We start from the raw sequence: 20,100 nt of genomic DNA, 5'->3' as shown, positions 1-20,100 counted from the left end.
GCGCAAGTATGGCTGTTGGTGAATTTCCATTACCGACGTTACACCCCGTAAAGGGTTCCCTATTAGGTGCAACTTTTGCCGACATCAAAGGCCGCAACCCCGCGACAGTCACCCGTGATGACGTGGTGGTAATGAGTTTTTGTGAAGGTAGTACTGCGGCCGGGGTTTTCACCAAAAATGCTTTTTGCGCGGCGCCGGTAACGGTTTGCAAAAGCCACCTGGGTAACAGTATCCGGGCTCTGGTGATTAATGCCGGCAATGCCAACGCCTGTACGGGCGACCAAGGTTTGGCGGATGCTCAGGCAACCTGCACCGCTATGGCCAAGCTCGCTGGTTGCGAAGAGGGGCAGATTATGCCTTTCTCTACCGGGGTGATCGGCGAGCCGCTACCGCTTTCACGTCTGGTCAGTTCTTTGCCAGCCGCTTGGTCTACCCTCGATGAGAGCAATTGGGAAAGAGCCGCCCGTGGCATTATGACCACCGACACCCGCCCCAAGGGTGCTTCTCGGCAGTTTGACTATCTGGGCTGCACCATCACCATTACCGGTATTAGCAAGGGCGCGGGCATGATCCGGCCCAATATGGCCACTATGCTGGCTTATGTGGTCACCGATGCCGCTATAGCACAGCCGGTATTGCAGAAGATACTGGCGCAAGCGGCGGATAAGTCCTTCAATCGCATCACCATTGATGGCGACACTTCCACCAATGACTCCTGCATTTTAGTGGCAACCGGCGCATCCGATGCGCCCATGGTTGATGACGCCAGTGGCGAACTTTACAACTTGTTGGCTGATCATATTCAGCAGGTGCTAACGGCACTGGCACAAGCGATAGTTGCAGATGGCGAGGGTGCTACCAAGCTGGTGACAGTACAGGTTGAGGGGGGGCAAACAGAGAAAGAGTGCTTGAGAGTTGCTTACTCGGTTGCCCACTCACCCTTGGTAAAGACCGCGCTCTTCGCCTGTGACCCTAACTGGGGGCGCATTGTGGCGGCGATTGGCTACGCCGGGGTAAAGGGGCTGGACCCGAATAAGGTCAATGTTTTCCTGGATGACGTGCAGATTGTTGCCAATGGCTGTCGAGCACCCTCCTACTCGGAAGAGGCTGGGCAGCAGGTAATGGATCGCAGTGAGATAACCATTGGAATCAACCTCGGAAGAGGATCGGCTGCGGAAACCGTGTGGACCACCGACTTCTCCCATGACTATGTCACCATCAATGCCGAATACCGAACCTAAGCGCAAACAGGTGCATGTGGCCGTGGGTGTGGTTCATCGCGACGGCCACATTCTTTTGGCCAAACGGGCAGAGCATCAACACCAGGGCGGACTGTGGGAGTTTCCCGGTGGCAAGGTGGAGCTTGGCGAAGGGGCCGAGCAGGCCCTGACCCGGGAGCTGAATGAAGAGCTTGCCATAGTCCCCACCCGCACGGCGCCTTTGATGGAGGTCTGCCACGACTATTCCGACAAGTCGGTACGACTGACGGTATCCCTGGTGTTGGAGTTTGATGGTGAGCCGTTTGGGGTTGAAGGTCAACCGACAGCCTGGGTGCCTGTGGCCACATTGACGGATTACGAATTTCCCGAAGCTAATAGGCCCATTGTAGAGCGGCTATTGGCCTATGTGTGGTGAAATCTAATTTTTCGCAGTTCACACGGCTAGTAAGTGCTAACCTTTAGAGGGCCCGCTGAATGGGCTCTCTTCCAACTGCCCGCTTAACACTTCATCGTAAACTGAGTTACCTGCAATTCGGTTGTTCTCAGCCGCCCATTCGCCGAGATCAATCAGCTTACAGCGTTCGCTGCAAAAGGGCCGATCTGGCCATTGGTCGCTCCATTCAATAAGTGTGTTGCAGGTGGGACAGTTTAACTTCTTTGGCTGGCTCATTTGGGCTCCCGGTTGGTATTGGTATCACGTGTTTGCGCCAACAGCTCTGTATGAATTTGATTAACCTGTTGTTGCAGCTCTTGCAGTGAGCCGCTGTTGTTGATGACAAAATCAGCGGCTTGCAAACGGGTTTCACGCTTGGTCTGACTGGCCATAATCGACTTCACCAGAGCCTCATCGTTTTGGTCGCGCGCCATGGTGCGGGCAACCTGAGTGGACTCTGGCACATCCACCACGATCACCCGCTCTACCATGTTTACCTGGCCAGACTCCACTAGCAGTGGCGAGACTAATAACGCGTACGGGCTTACCGCTTTTTGCAAAAAGCTAACAATATGTTCGCGGATGAGAGGGTGTAGCAGTGCCTCGAGCCACGCCTTCTCAGCTGGGTTATTAAAGATAATCTCCCGTAGCTGGGCACGATTGAGTCTGCCATCGGCAAGTAGTATCTGGCTGCCAAAATGGTCGGCAATGGCCGTTAAAGCGGGGGTTCCGGGTTCGACAACCTCTCTGGCTGCCTGGTCGGCGTCGATGGCTTCGATGCCCAATGCTTGAAAAGCGGCCATGGCTGCGGATTTGCCGCTGCCTATACCGCCCGTTAAGCCGACTATCAGGTTACTCATAACTGCGCTCTAAGCTCCAACTGGAGTGTAAAAACAGTGGGCGAGTATACCTTAGAGAGAGATTTGGCGCAGGGTGGCGTGGCTAGTGCGGTTATTGAATACGGGCGACTTGGTAATACCACTGGGTGATTTCATTGCCCCAGAGCATGGCTACCCAGCCGGCAATCGCGAGGTAGGGGCCGAAAGGAATCGGGGTGGACTGCCCTTTACCTTTAAGGCGCAGCATGATGGTACCCAGTACCGCACCGACCAGGGCGGAACAGAGAATTGTGAGCGGCAGTAGCTGCCAGCCGTACCAAGCCCCTAATGCAGCGAGGAGTTTGAAATCACCAAAACCCATACCTTCCTTGCCGGTGACCAGCTTAAACAGCCAGTAGACACTCCAGAGCGACAAATAACCCGCAGCCGCACCGATGACGGCACTATGCAGATCGGTGATTATGCCCTGGCTATTAACCAGCAAGCCCAACCAGAGCAGGGGCAGGGTGATGGCATCTGGCAGCAGTTGGTGATCGATATCGATTAAGGTGAGTGAGACGAGGGCCCACGTAAAAAAGAGCAGCGCCAGCAATTGCCAGTCATAGCTGTACTGCCAGGCTAATAATGCACTCAATAGTCCGGTTAGGGTCTCGACAAGCGGGTAGCGAATGGATATAGGGGCTTTACAGTTGGCACACTTGCCACGCAGAAACAGGTAGCTAATAACCGGGATATTCTCCCAGGGTTTGATGCGGTGCTGGCAATGGGGGCAGGTGGAGTTTGGGGTTACCAGGTTGAAAGCTTCGGCGGGTGCATTGTCATCGGTCTGCTGCAAAAACTCGCAGCACTCTGCCCGCCACTGGTTCTGCATCATAATTGGCAGCCGGTAGATCACCACATTTAGGAAGCTGCCAACAATCAATCCCAAAAGAAATACCACCGATATTAATACCGGTGGGTTTGCTAAAAATTCATTCATGTAAGGGCTTATTTAGAGGTTTCCGTTTAGAGCGCCTGCCGCGTCTTAAATGGCCTGGCCGATCTGGAAAATAGGCATGTACATGGCCACCATCAGGCCGCCTACCAGAATACCCAATACCGCCATAATCAAAGGCTCAAGCAGGGTGGTGAGGTTATCCACCAGGTTATCGACCGACTCCTCATAAAATTGGGCGACTTTATCGAGCATATCGTCCAGTGCTCCGGACTCCTCACCAATGGCGGTCATCTGCAGCAGCATGGAGGGGAACATCTGAGTTGCACGCATGGAGACGTTTAACTGGATACCGGTCGAGACCTCATCCCGAACTTTCAGGGTCGCTTCTTCGTAGATTAGGTTGCCGGTGGCACCGGCTACCGACTCAAGGGCATCAATCAGCGGTACACCTGCGGAAAAGGTGGTGGACAAGGTGCGCGCGAAGCGGGCAACGATCGATTCATAGACAATTTTGCCCAGAATAGGGATTTTAATCATGTAGCGATCAACTAGTTTGGCAAAGGCGTGGGAGCGTTTCCTCGCTTCAGAGAAGGCGAAGAAGCCACCGATCATTGCCAATAAAATGATGAACCACCATTTTTGAACTGACTCGGATAGGTTGAGTACAAATTGGGTAAATGCGGGTAGGTCCGCGCCGAAACTGGAGAAGGTTTCCGCAAATTGTGGTACCACTTTAATTAACAGGATACCAGTTACCACAATGGCCACTAGGACAACCACAATGGGGTAGGTTAAGGCCTTTTTGATTTTGGCCTTCATCTGTTCGGTTTTCTCTTTGTAGGTGGCAATCCGGTCGAGCATGATCTCCAGGGCACCGGACTGCTCGCCGGACTCAACCAGGTTACAGAAGAGCTCATCGAAATATTTGGGGTGTTTGGCCAGAGAGGGGGCAAAGCCATTACCGGCAGCGACATCTTCGCGAATCTCCAGCACCAGTTTACGCAGTGTGGGGTTTTCCAGGCCGTCGGCAACGATTTCAAAACTCTGTACCAAAGGCACACCAGCTTTCATCATGGTCGCCATCTGGCGGGTGAAGATTGCGATATCCTGCGGTTTTATCGATTTCTTACCACCGCCGAGCAGGGGCTTTGGCTTTTTGCGAACCTGGCCGGGGGTTATACCCTTTTTACGCAATTGGGCTTTAATCAGGGCGGTGCTGGCTCCTTTCAGCTCACCTTGTACCTTATTGCCTTTGCGGTCGACGCCCTTGTAGACGAAGACGATATCTGTTGCCGTTGCAGCCATTTACTTAGTCCTTGGTCACTCGGTTGGCCTCTTCGAGGCTGGTTACCCCCATTGCCACTTTGCGCAATGCCGAAACGCGGAGGTTGTTGAACCCCTCTTTCCGTGCTTGATCCGCAATCTGAATGGAGTTACCTCCTTCCATTATAATCCGTGAAATGGAATCTGTGATGCGAACGACTTCATACACACCTACCCGACCCTTATAACCACCATTGCAGGCATCACAGCCTACCGGATGAAACAGGGTGATCTCTTCACGGGGGAAACCGATATTGTCGAAGCCCTCTTCGGTCAAAATTTCATCGGGAATATCGTCAGCCGGCTTTTTACAAGCGGGGCACAGCCGCCGCGCTAAGCGCTGGGCGATAATCACACTGACAGAAGTTGCCACGTTGAAGGCGGGCACACCCATATTGAGTAGCCGGGTTAGGGTTTCGGGGGCGCTGTTGGTGTGGAGGGTGGAGAGCACCAAGTGGCCGGTTTGTGCCGCTTTAATGGCGATTTCCGCTGTCTCCAAGTCCCGGATCTCCCCCACCATCACGATATCGGGGTCTTGCCGCAGGAAGGAGCGCAGCGCTTCGGCGAAGGTTAACCCGACCCTAGTGTTCATATTGACCTGGTTAATCCCTTCCAGGTTGATCTCTACTGGGTCTTCTGCAGTAGATATATTGCGCTCTTCGGTATTGAGAATATTCAGGCCGGTATAGAGAGAAACAGTTTTACCCGAGCCGGTAGGGCCGGTAACCAGGATCATCCCTTGTGGTTGATCCAGGGCTTGGAGGTAGATCTGCTTCTGGTCATCTTCATAGCCCAAGGCGTCAATGCCCAGTTTGGCACTGCTTGGGTCCAAAATACGCAGCACAATCTTCTCGCCAAACAGAGTTGGCAAGGAGTTCACCCGAAAATCAATCGCCCGGGTTTTGGATATCTTCATCTTGATACGCCCATCCTGGGGAACCCGGCGTTCACTAATATCCATTTGTGACATCACTTTTAGACGTGCTGAGATGCGGGTGGAGAGCGCGACCGGTGGCCGGGCCACTTCAACCAAGATGCCGTCCCGGCGGAAACGTACCCGGAATGCTTTCTCATAGGGTTCGAAGTGGATATCCGATGCCCCGGTTTTAATAGCGTCCAGTAACACTTTGTTCACGAAGCGAACAATAGGGGCTTCATCGGCCTCGTTCTCTTCGCTATCGCCTTTGTTATCTTCAGTTGCACTCTGTACATCCAGGTCTTCCAGTGTCTCGTCGTCCAGGCCACCCAGGGAATCCCCCAGGGTCTCCTCCTCCTGATTTAAAAAGAGGTCGATGGCTTTCTGTAGCTTGTCGCTCTCAACCAGGATGGCATCGGTACTGAGGCCGGTATTGAATTTAATTTCATCAATGGCCTGCACATTGGTTGGATCGGAGATACCTATAAATAGACGGTTACCCCTTTTAAAGAGGGGCAGGGTGTGGTGCTTCTGAATAAGTTTGGTATCCACCAACTTACGGGGGATGGCGTCTGGTCGTAATACGTTTAGGTCAAAGATCGGTGTGCCGAATTCGTCGGAAGAGACCTGAGCCACCTGGGTGGCAGAGAGCATATGGCTGTTGGATAGATACCAGGCGAAGGGTATCTTCTCTTCGCGCGCCCCGGCCACGGCGCTTTTGGCGTCGGCTTCACTGAGGTAGCCATCAATCACCAATCGCTTTGCTAGGCCGCTTAATTGAATATTCTGCTCTGACATTTTTAATCTTCACACCAACGAAGCTAAATTAATTACCGCTATAGATAGCGAGCAATATAAGTAAGGCTGGGTTATGTCACATTTTTTTGTGGATTAGAAGGTTATCGCCTTACATATTAGAAATATAGGCTATCTTTTAACGGTAACCTGGTTTTTGCGTAAGAAATTAACGTTTGGTCACGCTCTTTTACCGAATCTGATAACTAGTGACAATATTTGTCACTAGCAGACGAGAAGGGTCAGTTGAATTTAGCCTTGTGATGGGCGGATTTGCTCAAGGTGTTGATTCTGGCGACAAATTACGGACTAAAACTGAATTTTTTAATGTTGGCCCAGCCATTGCTTTATCGTGTTCAAGCTTGCTCGGAAGGCGGCGCGAGCGTAACTATCTAGAGATCGGAGATCGAATCCATGAAACAAGTGCAAAAAGGTTTTACCCTGATTGAATTGATGATCGTTGTAGCGATCATCGGTATTTTGGCTGCGGTTGCTCTGCCAGCCTACCAAGACTACACCGCTCGTTCGCAAGTATCTGAAGCAGTAACTCTTTCATCTGGTATGAAAGCGACTATTTCCGAAATTTGGGCTGACCGTGGTGACCTGTCTGTGGCTAACAGTGGCCAATTAGGTATTCCTGTGGCCACTGAAGTTGCTGGCAAATACGTACAAAGCGTTACTGTTACTGGTGGTTTGATTGAAGCTAAAATGGCAGCGACTGGTGTTACCAACACTATTCAAAATGGCACTTTATTGTTGAGCCCAACCACTGGTAGCGGCCCAATTATCTGGACCTGTAAAGTAACTGGTAGTTCTGTGCCTTTGGACATTAAATACGTTCCCTCCAGCTGCCGTAACTAATTCAGTAGCTTAGGAATAGGAGAGGCCGTCCATTGGGCGGCTTTTTCCATTTCTTATTACCCATGTTTTTCCTTCGCCGTTACTGGTTTACTCTCTTCCTTCCCTGCTTAATTTTCATTCTCTATTGGAAAGGCACAGCAGGCATATTTTTATTGGATGATTATTCAACTCTACCTCCATTGGGGCAGTGGGGCAGTATTAATAGCTGGCAAAAGTGGTGTGATTTTGTCTTTGCCGGTTATGCTGGCCCTACGGGGCGGCCGGTTGCTCTGGCAAGCTTTACATTGAATAGTCTCTCCTGGCCGACCGAACCATTCTGGTTTTTAGTAACCAACATTGCAATTCACGCGGCTACGTCTCTTTTACTGTTTCACTTCCTATTTTCTCTTCTCAAGCTGGCCAAAGTAGAACAAAGTTATTTTCTGGCTTTGGTTGCTACCCTGGTATGGGCTATTCATCCGCTACAGGTGTCCACTGTACTTTATGTAGTACAGCGTATGACCCAACTGGAATTGCTGTTCAATTTGGCTGCGTTAACAGTCTATCTTGAAGCGCGCAAAGCCATGATGAGGAAAACGCCCTACCTCTTCGTCTTACTGCTTGTTGGGACAGCGGCTTTTGCATTTTTGGCGCTGTACAGTAAGGAGACGGCTTTTGTCATTCCTGTGCAGATATGGCTGATAGAAGCTTTTTTTGTTTGGTGTGGTTGCCAATTGGCGTGGCCGAACCGATATGTAAAGTGGCTGCTGGTCTATTTGCCTGTGGCTATCTTCGTTTTGTTGCTAATGCACGAGCTTAGAATCTACCTCAAATACCCCTTGGTGGCTGAACGAAGAGGTTTTACTGTCCTAGAGCGCCTAATGACTGAGTTTAGGGTTTTGGGGGATTATTTGGTTGCCTTCTTCTTGCCCAAAATCCAATCTGCTGGGCTATTTCACGATGGCTACCCCATATCAAAAGGGTGGCTTGCCCCGGTATCAACACTCTATTGGGCGATAGTGCACGGCGCTGTTATTGCACTGGCATTCCTGCTTCGTCGGCGATTGCCCTTACTGACGTTCGGTGTACTCTGGTTTTATGCCAGCCATATCATCGAATCAACGATTATCCAGCTGGAAATCAAATTTGAGCATCGTAACTATATGCCATCAATTGGCTTGGCTATGCTGGTGGCCGCTGGTATTGGTGGGTTAAAGGGGAATTCTGGCTATCGTGTTGCTGCTGTAACCCTATTGGTGCTGCTGCTCTCTTGGTCCACTTATCTGCGGGCGGCCCTGTGGGGGGAGCCGGAAAGGGCACTGTTAGTTTGGAGAACGGAAAACCCAAGTTCAACGCGGGCAATAGAATCAACCTTGGTTTACTATGCAGCTAACAATGCACCCGTTCAGGTTATAGAGGCATTAGTTGAACAAAGTTTACTGGATTCAAGTGGTGATGTGATCGTTCAGTTGAAGGCCATTGGCTATGATTGCCGGTTTATTGATCGAGGCTTGGTTGATTTCAATAGGGTCAACACCGAAATAAATGCAATGCCGCTGAACTGGAATTTAAATCGCTTTCTAGAGGGTATCCTAAATCAGATGGTGTTAGGTAATTGCCCACAATTAAGTAAAGATAACTTTCAGACCCTGCTCATTTCGGCAAAAACTAACAACGCCTATCGTAGAACACGACTAAGAGTTCTGCTGGATGATCTTTGGGCAAGATCTGAATTGCTTTTGGGGGATGTAAATACTGCAGCTAAAAAGTACCGATCTATGCAGAACTATTTGCCTACGTTGGGGTTGGCGATGAATCAGGCATTGTTGTTGGCGTCAAATAACCGGTTGGCTCTAGCTTCGGAAATTCTTACCGGCGCGCTGAGGCGGTTCACAAATGAAGATGAATACCTCCGTTCTCAAGCCCAAGAGATGTTAGATAAAATTAATTCAGACCTTACATACCATGATGAGTGAACCATTTACTATAGTCATTCCGGCGAAGAATGAATCCTCCGGTTTGACCAAACTACTGCCGGAATTAACCTCCATTTACAAGGATGCCGAAATTATCGTTGTGAATGACGGCTCAAACGACAATACCTCCGAAATATGCCAGGCAAATGGGGTAAAGGAGATTGCTCATCCCTATTCCAAAGGCAATGGGGCTGCTGTTAAAGCGGGTGCTCGTTCGGCGAGTCACGAGATTTTGCTATTTATGGATGCGGACGGACAGCACCAAGTAAAGGACATCGCGCCAATATTGGAAATGCTTCGCTCTGGTTACGATATGGTGGTTGGCGCTCGCAGCGCAGAAGGTCAAGCCAATAAACACCGTTACCTAGCCAATGCTGTCTATAACAAAGTGGCTTCTCTGATGGTGGGCCACAAGGTAAAGGACTTAACTTCTGGTATGAGAGCTGTGAAAAAGTCTAAATTTATAGAGTTTATAGATCTTCTTCCGAATGGTTTCTCCTACCCAACAACATCAACGATGGCATTTTTTCGCGCTGGCTATTCAGTGGGGTATGTGCCCATTGATGTGTTATCGAGAGATGGTAAGAGCCATATTGATATTAAAAAAGATGGTATTCGTTTTCTTCTGATTATCTTTAAAATTGCCACTTTGTATTCCCCTCTGAAATTATTTTTTCCACTTTCGCTCGCGTTCTTCTTGCTTGGCGTGGTTTATTACCTATTTACATTTTTCACAATGGGTCGGTTCACCAATATGAGTGCATTGTTATTTACAACATCTATATTAGTTTTTCTGATGGGGTTGGTTTCCGAGCAGGTTACAACGCTAACTTATCTGAGCGGAAAAAATAGAGAAGACGATAATAAATAGTGTCAAGATTATTGCAGGGGTTATTCGATTACATCTCGGTCGGAAATATATTCTAGGTGTATAACTCTGCTCTGTGGGATTGAAGATTTCAAACTCCTCGGGTAGTGCTAATTGTTGCAGGAATTGCCGATGTTGGACAGATCACTTGCGGCTATCCGTGAGGTTTTTAAAATACTGAATAAAAAAGAGCGTTTTGAAGCGACTATTGTGTTTGCGTCTTTAGCTCTTACCTCCATCATAGAGGTGGTTGTTATTTTAGGTTTGGTGCCCGTCATAGTATTTCTTGTGGGCTTTGATTCTGCTGAAGAAGCCTCCAAGTTTAGTTTTAAAGGGTATGCGATAAATTTCGTCGGTGGTGGTGTGCTGACCCCATTGAGTGTGGTTGTTTTGGCGGTGGGATTTTTGTTGTTCAGTGGCCTGCTCCGAATGCTGAATGTTTTTGTAACAAGGAGATATCTTAGAAGAATATGTGCAACCATTGGGCAAAGAGTCTATGCCCGGATGCTTCGATACGACAGTGGAATATTAAGAAAATACAGTGAGTCAGAATTTGCGAATGATCTAAATGCGAATTTAGATAGAATTGTAACTGGTTGTATTGGGCAGCCGATCATGATAGCTGCGAACCTTGTGTTTATAGTTTTTGTTATCGGTGTGTTGTGCTCTGTAAACTTAGTTGTCACTTTTGTGGTTCTGTCGATCATAGGACTACTTTACTTACTTATTTTTGCTTTTGTGAAGCCTGTGTTGACACGCTGGTCTCGAATAAATCGAGAAAAAGGCAGTTTAGTTGTTCAAATGCTTACTTATGGCTACCGCGGGTACAGGCAGATAGTTGTTAATGGCTGGGGTGAGGAGGCTATCAATAATTACCGTGTGTTACGACGTGAACGTTTACGTGAAGTGGCTAATACAGAAATATTGAATGGGCTACCAAAAATACTGGTAGAAACTTTCGCCTTTGTGTTGATGGTGTATTCTGCCTTTTATTTGGGTGGTGATGGTGGCGATCCTGCCCATTTGATTACTCTTTTAAGCTTTTTTGTGGTTAGTGCATATCGCATTATGCCTGCTGCGCAACAGATATATACCGCATTTTCGACCGTAGTATATTCCGCAGAACTATATTCTCTGTCGCGAGAAAAATGGAATTTATTCGGTGGTGTGGCAGCCGTTTCTAATGAGCAAAATGTATCCAGTCAAAGTGTGGGTGGCCCATCTAAATTTGTTCCCTGCGAAAAGGTCGAGTTTAGGGGGGCGACGCATCATTTTGAGAAGGGTGACGGCTCTCGGATAGAATATTCGTTTGTGTGGAATTTGTCTCAGGTGAATTTATTATATGGCGCCTCCGGTAGTGGTAAAAGTACGCTGCTAGACGTGCTGCTTGGTTTGTTGGCTGTTGATCATGGTCAGGTTCATATTAATCGTCAGGAGTTAAAGGCGGGTGATTATAATCTGTGGCGAAAAAGTGTCTTTTATATTCCTCAAATGCCTGTTCTGCCAGCGGATAATGTAATGGCTTGTATGAATTTTGTTAACGAAAAAATTTCTATAGAAGAGGTTAATGAAATATTGAAAGTGGTTAAGTTAGAGCGCTGCTTGATCACTGCTGAAGAGGAAAAAGTTGTTGTTGGTCAAAATGGTGTTGGGCTTTCCGGAGGTGAGCGGTGTCGATTGCTGATAGCTATGGCGGTGGCATCTGGTCGACCCTTTTTGATTTTAGATGAAACCTTATCTGGAATAGACGAATCGACTGTAGAGGTGATAATTAATGCTTTGGTTCAAAGTTATAGTGGCATTCAATTGCTAATTGTAACCCATAACCAGGGTCTTGAGCGGCGGATAAGCGAGCTTGGTTGTTCGTTGAGTGTGTTTAATATGGAAAACATGTTGCTCGCAGGAAGAGTATAAATATTGGTTGCTGACTGCATAAATATATCTGGGAAGATTTCTGCTTTTAGTTGGTCTGGTCTTAGTCAGGTGAGGGAAGCCCGTTTGGATTTCATTGCCTCCATGCTTTAAGTCACTAATCTATGGTTTTTCTTTGGATAACTTATTTGATGCTATTTAGTTTCATTAGTGGCTGATAGGTTGGTGTATTAAGATTGAGTGCTAGCTTTCATGGTTATGATTGCGTTTGTAAAAGGAGTATGGCTGGGGTTACTTGGTGTGAGGGAATGAAAAGTTAAATTGAGTAGGGGGGGCGATGCGTCTGGCGATTGGTGTGCTAGGGGGTGACGTTCGTAGTCTCTCTATGAGGTTTTTCATATTTAGGAAAGGTGCTAGGCTTAAGCGTACTTAATTTTAATTGTTATTTCTGGCAAACAGGTGGCAATAAATGTCCATATATTGTGTCCCTAATTGTTGGTGTGTGCACTCGTGAACGGCTAATGGATAAGGTGAATTTTTTATCAGCTGCTGGTCAATCAAATGTTACAACATTTTTCGGGTTTTGTTGGGTGTCAGCTATCGATATTATAATTCAGCGATATCAGCTTTATCGCTGAATTAGTCTCGGTAGGTTGGCTGCAACTGCAACCGTTGGATATATGGGTTAATGTATAAGGTATGCAACCACTCGTTTCCGTAATTATACCTTGCTACAACTATGGTCGATACGTTCGGCAGGCTATAGATAGTGTACTGAATCAGGATTACTCTCGCATAGAATTAATAGTGGTGAACGATGGTTCGACTGATGATAGTGAATTAGTAATTAAGCCTTATTTGTCCCGGGGTCTTATCTATATTTATCAGGATAATGCGGGTCTTTGTTCTGCGCGTAATGCTGGATTGAAAATTGCAAATGGAGATTACATTCAGTTTTTAGATGCTGATGATTTATTGGGCCCGTCGGCGATTTCACATCGTGTCGATATCTTGAGGGCGCATGGTGATTATAGGTGGGTCTGTTGCAGAAATGTGATTTTTGAAGGGGAAGAAGTCGGATTTCTGGAACGATATTTTCGTAATTGGCGCCTTCCAGAAGAGCGATTGATATCCTACAGTTTGTTCTTTGCTAATATCGCTCCGCCACATGCTTTTCTGTTAGAAAAGTCTTTGATTGTGGATCTTGATCTCGTATTTGATATATCTCTTAAGGCCTGTGAAGATTATGACTTTTGGTTGAAAATTGCCAGGAGTTTTGGATCGCCGCTACTTGATCATAAGTCCGTAGTCTATTATCGGGCCCATGCGGTGAGTATGTCAAAAAACAGAGAGAATCAGTCATGGCACGATTTAGAAATGGCTGAGAGACTTTCGAGAGTTTTGTCTGACTGGTGTCTGGAAAGAAGTTTAAACTACGAAGTGTGCAGGTTGGCTGTGTTGGTTGCCGCAATTCGAGCTTTCTGTAGAAATAGTTGGGCTGGGGGCAGGCCGGGTAGTGAACAAAAGTTTAAAAGTCTTATTGCCCATCTTTTGGCTAGGCAATCGATAGGTTCCATTGCGATTGTTGAAGAGGATGTAAAATGGTTTTTCCTCTTAATGCTCTATCAGTTGGAGATTTTTTTAATAAAATTTAGCCGATTTGATGAGTGTAGCTCGGTGTTGTTACAAGATTACCTTGCTCGAATGGCTGGGTATAAAGCTTCTATGCATTTTAGGCCATCTTTGTTTCTCTCGAGGTGTCGTTTTCTAGCAGTGCGTTTAGTGCATCATAGGTTACAACTTATCTATCTCAAGTTAAGGCGAAAGTACAAGGTGCTCAGACGAGGGCATCAAGTGCTATAGAGGCTCCTATTTTGGTTGGTGAACAGTGAAAATATCTGCGGTCGTTGTAAGTTATAATCGTCTTGGATTATTGCGACAAACTTTAGGTGCTATACAGCAGCAATCATTTCAGTTGCATAGTGTAATTGTGGTTGATAATGGTAGCACAGATGGTTCCAGAGAGTATTTGTCGGATTTGGATCCGGCCATATTTACTATTTGTTTTATGGATAGCAATGTTGGTGGGGCTGGGGGCTTTAAGCATGGTATTAAAGTGGCCTATTCTCAGGGCGCAGATTATATTTGGTGTATGGATGATGATTGCCTGCCAGAGCTAGAGGCCTTACAGATATTAGTCGAATCTGAGAAATCTTTGTGTCGGGAATACAATATCGGGTTCCTTGCCTCACGTGTGGAGTGGGCTGATGGCGAGCTGGCTAAGATGAATCTTCCTGTTGCTCACAGAGATTGGTCATTTCCTCACAAGAAACATCCGAATGTGTCAAAGATTGTTGGCTCATCGTTTGTTTCATTATTGATTTCTCGGCATGCTGTCGAGCTTGTAGGTTTGCCGGTTGCAGAGTTTTTTATTTGGTTTGATGATTCTGAATATACTCGCAGGATTTCAGATGAATTAGACTGCTTTCTTATTTCGAATAGTGTTGTAGTCCACCAGACTGCGACTAATCCCTCTCCCCTTGATTTTGATTTGTTGGATGATGGTGCGCTGTGGAAGTATAAATATGGTGTTCGAAACGAGATGAGCTTTTTTTTATATAGTAGGCAGTATGTGTTCGCTTTTCTGTATATTGCTAAGCTTTTTTTTCGTGTAATAAAGGCAGGTAAAATCAGATATGTCCCGGGAATTGCTGCAGCTGTAATAAAAGGGTTGTTGTTTAATTATAGAAAGTATATTGAGTACCCGTCAGCGAAGTGATTGGAGTTTGAAATAGATACAATAAGAGCGGTGTCGTGTAGAGTTAAGCTAGTTGGGATCTTTGGCTTTATTTAGGTGAGGGGGCGTGAAGTTGGTGATGTTTTTACCAAAGTGATTGGCTATATTTTGCCAGAGGCTTTCATCTTTTAAGTCAAGTTCTAAACTCTCTGTTGGGAATTCTTGTTTGTACAAGTCAAATATCGCTTTTTCCGCTGTGCGCATTGTAATTAGTCTATTTATCTGCGCTTTTTCGTCGTGTAACCATTTTTGTTCGGCGTCAGGGTAAATTTGGGGGTGTGTTAATTCCCAGTCTTTGGCGCTTTTCAGCCATTCGGTTTGATCTCGATTTATCCATATGAGGATGGGTTTCCCGAATAGTGCCCTTTTGATGTAAGGGTGGATAGTAGTGTGGCCAATTGGGTGGTCACTGAATGTGTCGTAATTTTCACAGCGCTGCTTTAACAATTTAAATGTCTGCTTAATTTGCTTGCCGTACTCTTTGTAAAAGTGTGCGTATGTGTCGCTCTTGTTTGCCAATTCGTTTGCGGGTTTGATGAGTCCTTCGAGGCCGTGTATTACTCCTGGGTTCCATCCCATTTCTCTATGACCAATGCCTAGTTTAATTAACCCATGGCCGACAGAAGTAGTGCCCGTTTTGAATAAGCTGTGGATCACTATCTTTTGGTTGTGGCGTGCTTTTAGGATGTTAATAAAGCGCTTAATGATCATTACCTGTGGCTACTTTGCTAGAGTTGTGGTGCCGCTAATCCTAGCACTCAAATGGAGAGGGGGCAAAATTAGTGGTGTGTATCGATAAGCCATCTATTTATGTGCTCTCGGGTGGTATTCGGTGGGTGTGTTGCCTGGTGTAAAGTTAATCGACGGTGGTAACTACTCTTGATGGCACATATAATTTAAGTTTCTATTCTCTTAGCTTAAATGTGAAGCTTGTTTCATGACAGCAAAAGTTCTCTGGCTATGCAAGTCAAGATACATGAACCATGATGTGATCAATGATCGCTATGGTCGTTTGTACGAGTTGCCACGTGAGCTTAGTACATATTGCCAGGTGAGGTGTGTCGCTGTCGATTATAGATTTGAGCCCAATTGTATAACAGTATCAAATGCCGATTCTGTTTGGCAGCGTCTAAGTGCCCCCCGCTCGATACTCTTCGGTTGGTTGCTGCAGTTGCTAATATCCCTACGTAGTTTCAAAGCAGAGGCGATCGTCGCCAGTTCAGACTGTTTACAGGTGGTGGTAGGCTACTATATGGCCCGTCTTTTCAAGTTGCGTTTTTTTGCCGACCTCTACGATGACTATAGTACATTTGGCTTGGCCCGTATCCCGTTGATGAAATACTTTTATAACAGAGCACTGAGAGGTGCAGATGGCTTCATAACGGTGAGTAATACTTTGGCCGAAAAACTTGCGCCGATAGCTGGGGGGAAACCTTGTCTAGTTTTGGAGAGTACTATTGGCGCTGGAGCTTTCTTTCCAGTCGATAAGTTGGCAGCCAGGGCAATGCTAAGGCTCCCTAATAACAAGCTTCTGGTTGGAGTCTGCGGTGGGTTAAACTCCGGCCATGGTATTGAAACGATTTATGCGGCGGTTCAACAGCTGGTCAGTGAAGCCCCAGATTTGATGTTTGTCATCGCAGGTAAACCTTCCGCTGAGGTGCCTATCCCCAATTTCGATAACATTATCCCAATCGGCACCCTCAATCATTCTTTGATGAACCATTTCTACAATGCGGTCGATGTCTGCGTTATTCAGTTGCCCAATACTGAGTTCGGATATTATGCTTTTCCTCAAAAAGCCTATGAGATTATTTCAGCCCGCTGCCCGGCTGTTTATGCCAATGTTGGGGCGTTGGGTAGGTTGTTCGAGCCCCTGCCGGAGGCTGGCTACAACCCGGATTCGGTTTTATCGCTGGTGAATGCGATTAAATATCAGTCCCAAAATAGAGAGGTATTGGATGTTCGTGTGCCCACTTGGCAGGAGCAGGCGGAAAAGTTAGGTCAGTTTATACTGAATTAATGTGTAGGGCTTAGTGGGTTTTGTAGTCGGCTTTTTTACATCGAAAGTAAATCTGATACTGCCAGCGAAGCGGCCAAACGGCTAGAAGTAGGGCCTGGAGCAACCGGGCTGGCCAAGTTATCGCGCTGCCGATTGTAATCCACTGGCGGGATAGAACATGCAAATCTTTCCATTTGCTAATTACGGTAATGTCAGATTTGAAGAATAGGGATTGCCATTGTTCAATGGTTCTGGCTACCTCTCTAACATCCTTTTGGTAGGTGCCTTTAAAGCCTAGTAATTTTCGTGTGAGAAAATCCTTATTAGGTACCAGTAGCAGTAGTTCGCCATTATCCTTGAGTACTCGCACCATTTCATCGAGTGCTTGGCCTGGGTCTATAAAGTGCTCCAAAGAGCCCAGGCAAGTAACTAGGTCGAAACTATTATCTTTGAAGTTGAGCATTTCAGCGTTGGCACTGTAAAAGTGCCCTTCTGGCATAGCTTGTTTGCAGGCCTCAATTGCTCTTTCTGATAGATCCACTCCCGCAACGGTGGCCCCTTTCTCGCGGCAGGCTAATAACCAGTTTCCTGTACCGCAGGCGATGTCCAAAACCTGGTCGCCTTGCTTTAGTCCCATTTTTATCGCTAATTTTCGTAGGTGATCGGTGGTGGTAGTAGGAGGCTTTGCGTCCTTATAGTAGATTTCCTCATAAAATTCTTTAATTGTGTTTTGTTCTGTTTCATTTGTCATGGCGGGTTATGCTCGGATTAATTGTGAGTAGAGTTTCTGTGAAAACGTTTGCCAGTTATAAGGCTCTTTTGGCTCACAATTAAGGTTGTTGTTTTCTTCTTGGTTTGTGCAGGTCGTAACTACCGCTGCTGTGAAATCGATGTAGTTATTACTTTCAATCAGTTTGCCGTAATTGCAATAGGTTAACGCGTCCCGTGCACCGCCACAATCAAACGCGACAGTGGGTATGCCCAGAGAGTCAGCCTCAATAATTACAATGCCAAAGCCCTCGGTATCATCGGCGACATCAAGCAATGGAAATATGTGGGCGTTACACTGTGACAAAATCTGAACAAGTGCCTCATCAGGTAGAGGGCCCCACAATGTCACGCGTTCGCTAATGGCAAGGTCATTAATGGCCCGCCTAATCTCTTCTAAATAATTATTTTTTTTGGTCTTTTCTGAATGGGGTATGTCGCCAATGATATGCAAATGGTAGTTGCTATCTTCCTGGCACAGTTGTGCAAACGAGTTTTTTAAAAACTCCAGTAAACCTTTGCGTTTTACCAGTCGGCCAAAGAAGATCAAATTTTTGTAAGATTTGTTGATCTGGTATTCGGCGGCTATCTGGTTGGGTTTGGATAAAGGCGTGGTGGCTGGGTGAATGATGCTGATCTGCTCAGCATTTACTCCGGCATTTATTGCTAAATTACATGTGCTTTCACTGTTGGTAAAAACCTGATCGATATGGGGCGCTAGGAATTTAAAGCAGGTTTGATAGAGCCAGCTAGGGTAGATGATGTCCAGTCCATGCAAATAAGCGTAAGTCCGCGTTTTGGTTATTAAGCCGGAGAAGAGTGTCGGCAGTAGGGTTACGCCGCTACCGGCTAAAATCGCTGTAGGTTTATGTTTTATGGCGATAGATAGTGTGCGCAGTATGCTTAGAATTAGTAAAAAAGGCAGAAATTTTGGTGTGGATAAAAATATACAGTGCTCTTGTAGATAGGGCTTGGCTGCTTTGGGGCCGATTACGTAAAGGGTGCACTGCTTGGTTAGTTCTTTAATTGCTTCCCACCACAGTTTTTCCATACCGCCCAAATCGGGTGGTAAATTTTTAGTGATTAGAACAACTACCGGTTTTGACTCTTGCATGATCAGGCGCTGACAATATTCTTGCCTGGGTACCCCGTATTCTGTGTATCGATTACCAGTTTTGCGCTTGCAAAAATTTGTCCCAGATTCAGCTGATCATGGTTGGTGGTTAACACTAAGGCATCGAACTTTGTTACAGTAGCGGCAGTCGGTTCGATGCTCGTCAATTCAAAATGATGATCCCGCATCTTAGGAAACACTGGAATATGCGGGTCGCTGTAAGCTACTTCTGCGCCTTTGTCGCGTAGCAGTTCCATAATTCTTATGGCTGGGCTTTCGCGGGCGTCGTCGATATTTTTCTTGTAGGCGATGCCCAATACCAGAATTTTACTCCCCTTTAGCGCTTTGCCCTGGTCATTTAGGGCATCCATCAATTTGCCGACTACCCACTCGGGCATAGCCCGGTTTACTTCCCCTGCCAGTTCAATAAAGCGGGTGTTGATGCCGTATTCACGCGCCTTCCAGGTTAGGTAGAAGGGGTCGATAGGAATGCAGTGGCCACCGAGGCCGGGGCCTGGGGTGAATTTGGTAAAACCAAAGGGTTTGGTGGCTGCGGCGTCGATCACTTCATGGATATTAATGCCCATTTTGTCGGCGACGATTTTCATTTCGTTGACCAGGCCAATGTTCACAGCCCGGTGAATATTTTCCAAAAGTTTGGTCATCTCCGCGGCTTTGGTGGAGCTGACTGGTACCACTTCTTTGACCACGGTGCGGTAAAAGGCTGTGCCGGCTGCCAGGCACTGTTCGGTAACACCGCCGCATACTTTGGGAATGCTGGCGGTGGAGTATTGTTTATTGCCTGGGTCTTCGCGCTCGGGGGAGTAGACCAAAAAGATATCTTTACCGGGTGTTAATTTATGGCGCTGAGCGGTGGGTACCAGGAACTCTTCGGTGGTGCCCGGGTAGGTGGTGCTCTCCAGGGAGATCATCATGCCGGCGTGAATGTGGGGCTGTATCGCGCTGAGGGTGTTGATGATAAAACGCATATCCGGCTCTCGATGCCGGGTCAGCGGGGTGGGTACACAGAGGATCAATACATCCACCTCGGCTACCAGGCTGAAATCGGCCGTGGCGGTTAGGCCGTTTTCTACCGCGTTTTGCACCCGGCTAAGTTCCAGGTGCTTGATGTAACAGCCACCGGTTTTTAAAGTGTGAATTTTTTGCGGATCGACATCAAAGCCAATCACTCGTTTAAAACCCGCTTCTACCACGGTGAGTGCCAGCGGTAAGCCAACATAGCCCAGTCCAATAATGCCGACAGTGGCGCTGCGTTCGGCTATTTTCCGCAGTAACTCGGTGTGTTGCATACTCTTCCTACAGCAGGCCTTTTAGTGATTTGGGGGCGGTTTCGCCTCAACTTGTGTATAACGAAACCTTATCGCTTGTTGTTATATTGTAGT

The 20,100-nt window shown here is 47.0% G+C and carries 18 protein-coding genes; 9 read left to right on the top strand and 9 right to left on the bottom strand.

All coding sequences use genetic code 11. From position 1 onward, the window contains the following. The first annotated feature begins 8 nt into the window (after window positions 1-8). Both argJ and mutT read left to right on the top strand, forming a co-directional pair. Window positions 9-1,241 (top strand): bifunctional glutamate N-acetyltransferase/amino-acid acetyltransferase ArgJ, encoded by a 1,233-nt coding sequence (gene argJ, locus SBL51_RS10625; protein WP_317930912.1) that lies wholly within the window; start codon window positions 9-11, stop codon window positions 1,239-1,241. Next, on the top strand, window positions 1,222-1,635 hold the full coding sequence (gene mutT, locus SBL51_RS10620; protein WP_317930911.1) for an 8-oxo-dGTP diphosphatase MutT: 414 nt from the start codon (window positions 1,222-1,224) through the stop codon (window positions 1,633-1,635). Before argJ ends, mutT begins: the two co-directional genes overlap by 20 nt. 36 nt (window positions 1,636-1,671) lie before the next feature. On the opposite strand, the gene yacG is transcribed toward mutT, so the two are convergent. The 5 genes from yacG to pilB form a co-directional block, all read right to left on the bottom strand. After that, entirely contained in the window at window positions 1,672-1,890 is a 219-nt protein-coding gene (gene yacG / locus SBL51_RS10615; protein ID WP_317930910.1) for a DNA gyrase inhibitor YacG, read from the bottom strand. Next, window positions 1,887-2,513 (bottom strand): dephospho-CoA kinase, encoded by a 627-nt coding sequence (gene coaE, locus SBL51_RS10610; protein WP_317930909.1) that lies wholly within the window; start codon window positions 2,511-2,513, stop codon window positions 1,887-1,889. The genes yacG and coaE overlap by 4 nt, the downstream gene beginning before the upstream one ends. 91 nt (window positions 2,514-2,604) lie before the next feature. Further along, window positions 2,605-3,471: an A24 family peptidase gene (locus SBL51_RS10605; protein WP_317930908.1), complete on the bottom strand. Its 867-nt coding sequence runs from the start codon at window positions 3,469-3,471 to the stop codon at window positions 2,605-2,607. 45 nt (window positions 3,472-3,516) lie between these two features. Then, the gene (locus SBL51_RS10600) at window positions 3,517-4,734 is read right to left on the bottom strand and encodes a type II secretion system F family protein (protein ID WP_317930907.1); all 1,218 of its coding nucleotides are present in this window, start codon (window positions 4,732-4,734) and stop codon (window positions 3,517-3,519) included. A gap of 4 nt (window positions 4,735-4,738) precedes the next feature. Then, window positions 4,739-6,466: a type IV-A pilus assembly ATPase PilB gene (gene pilB / locus SBL51_RS10595; RefSeq protein ID WP_317930906.1), complete on the bottom strand. Its 1,728-nt coding sequence runs from the start codon at window positions 6,464-6,466 to the stop codon at window positions 4,739-4,741. A gap of 411 nt (window positions 6,467-6,877) precedes the next feature. On the opposite strand from pilB, the gene SBL51_RS10590 reads away from it, so the two are divergent. The 6 genes from SBL51_RS10590 to SBL51_RS10565 all read left to right on the top strand — a co-directional run bounded on the left by SBL51_RS10590 (window position 6,878) and on the right by SBL51_RS10565 (window position 14,798). Beyond that, window positions 6,878-7,324, top strand: a complete 447-nt coding sequence (locus tag SBL51_RS10590) for a pilin (protein WP_317930905.1) — start codon at window positions 6,878-6,880, stop codon at window positions 7,322-7,324. A 32-nt stretch (window positions 7,325-7,356) separates the two neighbouring features. Next, window positions 7,357-9,279 (top strand): hypothetical protein, encoded by a 1,923-nt coding sequence (locus SBL51_RS10585; protein WP_317930904.1) that lies wholly within the window; start codon window positions 7,357-7,359, stop codon window positions 9,277-9,279. After that, complete coding sequence (locus SBL51_RS10580) at window positions 9,269-10,150, top strand: glycosyltransferase family 2 protein (protein WP_317930903.1); 882 nt, start codon at window positions 9,269-9,271, stop codon at window positions 10,148-10,150. The genes SBL51_RS10585 and SBL51_RS10580 overlap by 11 nt, the downstream gene beginning before the upstream one ends. Window positions 10,151-10,279: 129 nt before the next feature. Next, window positions 10,280-12,061 (top strand): ABC transporter ATP-binding protein, encoded by a 1,782-nt coding sequence (locus SBL51_RS10575; protein WP_317930902.1) that lies wholly within the window; start codon window positions 10,280-10,282, stop codon window positions 12,059-12,061. 657 nt (window positions 12,062-12,718) lie between these two features. Further along, window positions 12,719-13,882 (top strand): glycosyltransferase, encoded by a 1,164-nt coding sequence (locus tag SBL51_RS10570; protein ID WP_317930901.1) that lies wholly within the window; start codon window positions 12,719-12,721, stop codon window positions 13,880-13,882. Window positions 13,883-13,907: 25 nt separating this feature from the next. Next, window positions 13,908-14,798 (top strand): glycosyltransferase family 2 protein, encoded by an 891-nt coding sequence (locus SBL51_RS10565; RefSeq protein WP_317930900.1) that lies wholly within the window; start codon window positions 13,908-13,910, stop codon window positions 14,796-14,798. A 48-nt stretch (window positions 14,799-14,846) separates the two neighbouring features. Here the strand turns inward: SBL51_RS10565 and SBL51_RS10560 are convergent, their stop codons facing one another. Continuing rightward, a complete protein-coding gene (locus SBL51_RS10560; protein ID WP_317930899.1) occupies window positions 14,847-15,527 on the bottom strand; it encodes a hypothetical protein in 681 nt (226 codons plus the stop codon). A gap of 265 nt (window positions 15,528-15,792) precedes the next feature. On the opposite strand from SBL51_RS10560, the gene SBL51_RS10555 reads away from it, so the two are divergent. Further along, entirely contained in the window at window positions 15,793-16,836 is a 1,044-nt protein-coding gene (locus tag SBL51_RS10555; RefSeq protein ID WP_317930898.1) for a glycosyltransferase, read from the top strand. Window positions 16,837-16,846: 10 nt separating this feature from the next. Here the strand turns inward: SBL51_RS10555 and SBL51_RS10550 are convergent, their stop codons facing one another. The 3 genes from SBL51_RS10550 to SBL51_RS10540 are packed head-to-tail and all read right to left on the bottom strand — an operon-like array spanning window position 16,847 to window position 20,007. After that, the gene (locus SBL51_RS10550) at window positions 16,847-17,566 is read right to left on the bottom strand and encodes a class I SAM-dependent methyltransferase (RefSeq protein WP_317930897.1); all 720 of its coding nucleotides are present in this window, start codon (window positions 17,564-17,566) and stop codon (window positions 16,847-16,849) included. 6 nt (window positions 17,567-17,572) lie between these two features. Further along, entirely contained in the window at window positions 17,573-18,697 is a 1,125-nt protein-coding gene (locus SBL51_RS10545) for a glycosyltransferase family 4 protein (RefSeq protein WP_317930896.1), read from the bottom strand. A 2-nt stretch (window positions 18,698-18,699) separates the two neighbouring features. Continuing rightward, window positions 18,700-20,007, bottom strand: coding sequence for a nucleotide sugar dehydrogenase (locus SBL51_RS10540; protein WP_317930895.1), 1,308 nt, complete (start codon window positions 20,005-20,007; stop codon window positions 18,700-18,702). Window positions 20,008-20,100: the final 93 nt, after the last annotated feature.

The organism is Halioxenophilus sp. WMMB6, assembly GCF_033283405.1.
Lineage (GTDB): Bacteria > Pseudomonadota > Gammaproteobacteria > Pseudomonadales > Cellvibrionaceae > Halioxenophilus.
This window is presented reverse-complemented; position numbering and strand designations above follow the sequence as displayed.

Bases quoted from the DNA above. Each gene is read 5' to 3' on its own strand.
- SBL51_RS10560 (WP_317930899.1), bottom strand. From the start codon at position 15,527: ATGATCATTAAGCGCTTTATTAACATCCTAAAAGCACGCCACAACCAA.
- SBL51_RS10545 (WP_317930896.1), bottom strand. From the start codon at position 18,697: ATGCAAGAGTCAAAACCGGTAGTTGTTCTAATCACTAAAAATTTACCA.
- SBL51_RS10590 (WP_317930905.1), top strand. From the start codon at position 6,878: ATGAAACAAGTGCAAAAAGGTTTTACCCTGATTGAATTGATGATCGTT.
- SBL51_RS10600 (WP_317930907.1), bottom strand. From the start codon at position 4,734: ATGGCTGCAACGGCAACAGATATCGTCTTCGTCTACAAGGGCGTCGAC.
- argJ (WP_317930912.1), top strand. From the start codon at position 9: ATGGCTGTTGGTGAATTTCCATTACCGACGTTACACCCCGTAAAGGGT.
- coaE (WP_317930909.1), bottom strand. From the start codon at position 2,513: ATGAGTAACCTGATAGTCGGCTTAACGGGCGGTATAGGCAGCGGCAAA.
- yacG (WP_317930910.1), bottom strand. From the start codon at position 1,890: ATGAGCCAGCCAAAGAAGTTAAACTGTCCCACCTGCAACACACTTATT.
- pilB (WP_317930906.1), bottom strand. From the start codon at position 6,466: ATGTCAGAGCAGAATATTCAATTAAGCGGCCTAGCAAAGCGATTGGTG.
- SBL51_RS10605 (WP_317930908.1), bottom strand. From the start codon at position 3,471: ATGAATGAATTTTTAGCAAACCCACCGGTATTAATATCGGTGGTATTT.
- SBL51_RS10575 (WP_317930902.1), top strand. From the start codon at position 10,280: ATGTTGGACAGATCACTTGCGGCTATCCGTGAGGTTTTTAAAATACTG.
- mutT (WP_317930911.1), top strand. From the start codon at position 1,222: ATGCCGAATACCGAACCTAAGCGCAAACAGGTGCATGTGGCCGTGGGT.
- SBL51_RS10540 (WP_317930895.1), bottom strand. From the start codon at position 20,007: ATGCAACACACCGAGTTACTGCGGAAAATAGCCGAACGCAGCGCCACT.
- SBL51_RS10580 (WP_317930903.1), top strand. From the start codon at position 9,269: ATGATGAGTGAACCATTTACTATAGTCATTCCGGCGAAGAATGAATCC.
- SBL51_RS10570 (WP_317930901.1), top strand. From the start codon at position 12,719: ATGCAACCACTCGTTTCCGTAATTATACCTTGCTACAACTATGGTCGA.
- SBL51_RS10555 (WP_317930898.1), top strand. From the start codon at position 15,793: ATGAACCATGATGTGATCAATGATCGCTATGGTCGTTTGTACGAGTTG.
- SBL51_RS10550 (WP_317930897.1), bottom strand. From the start codon at position 17,566: ATGACAAATGAAACAGAACAAAACACAATTAAAGAATTTTATGAGGAA.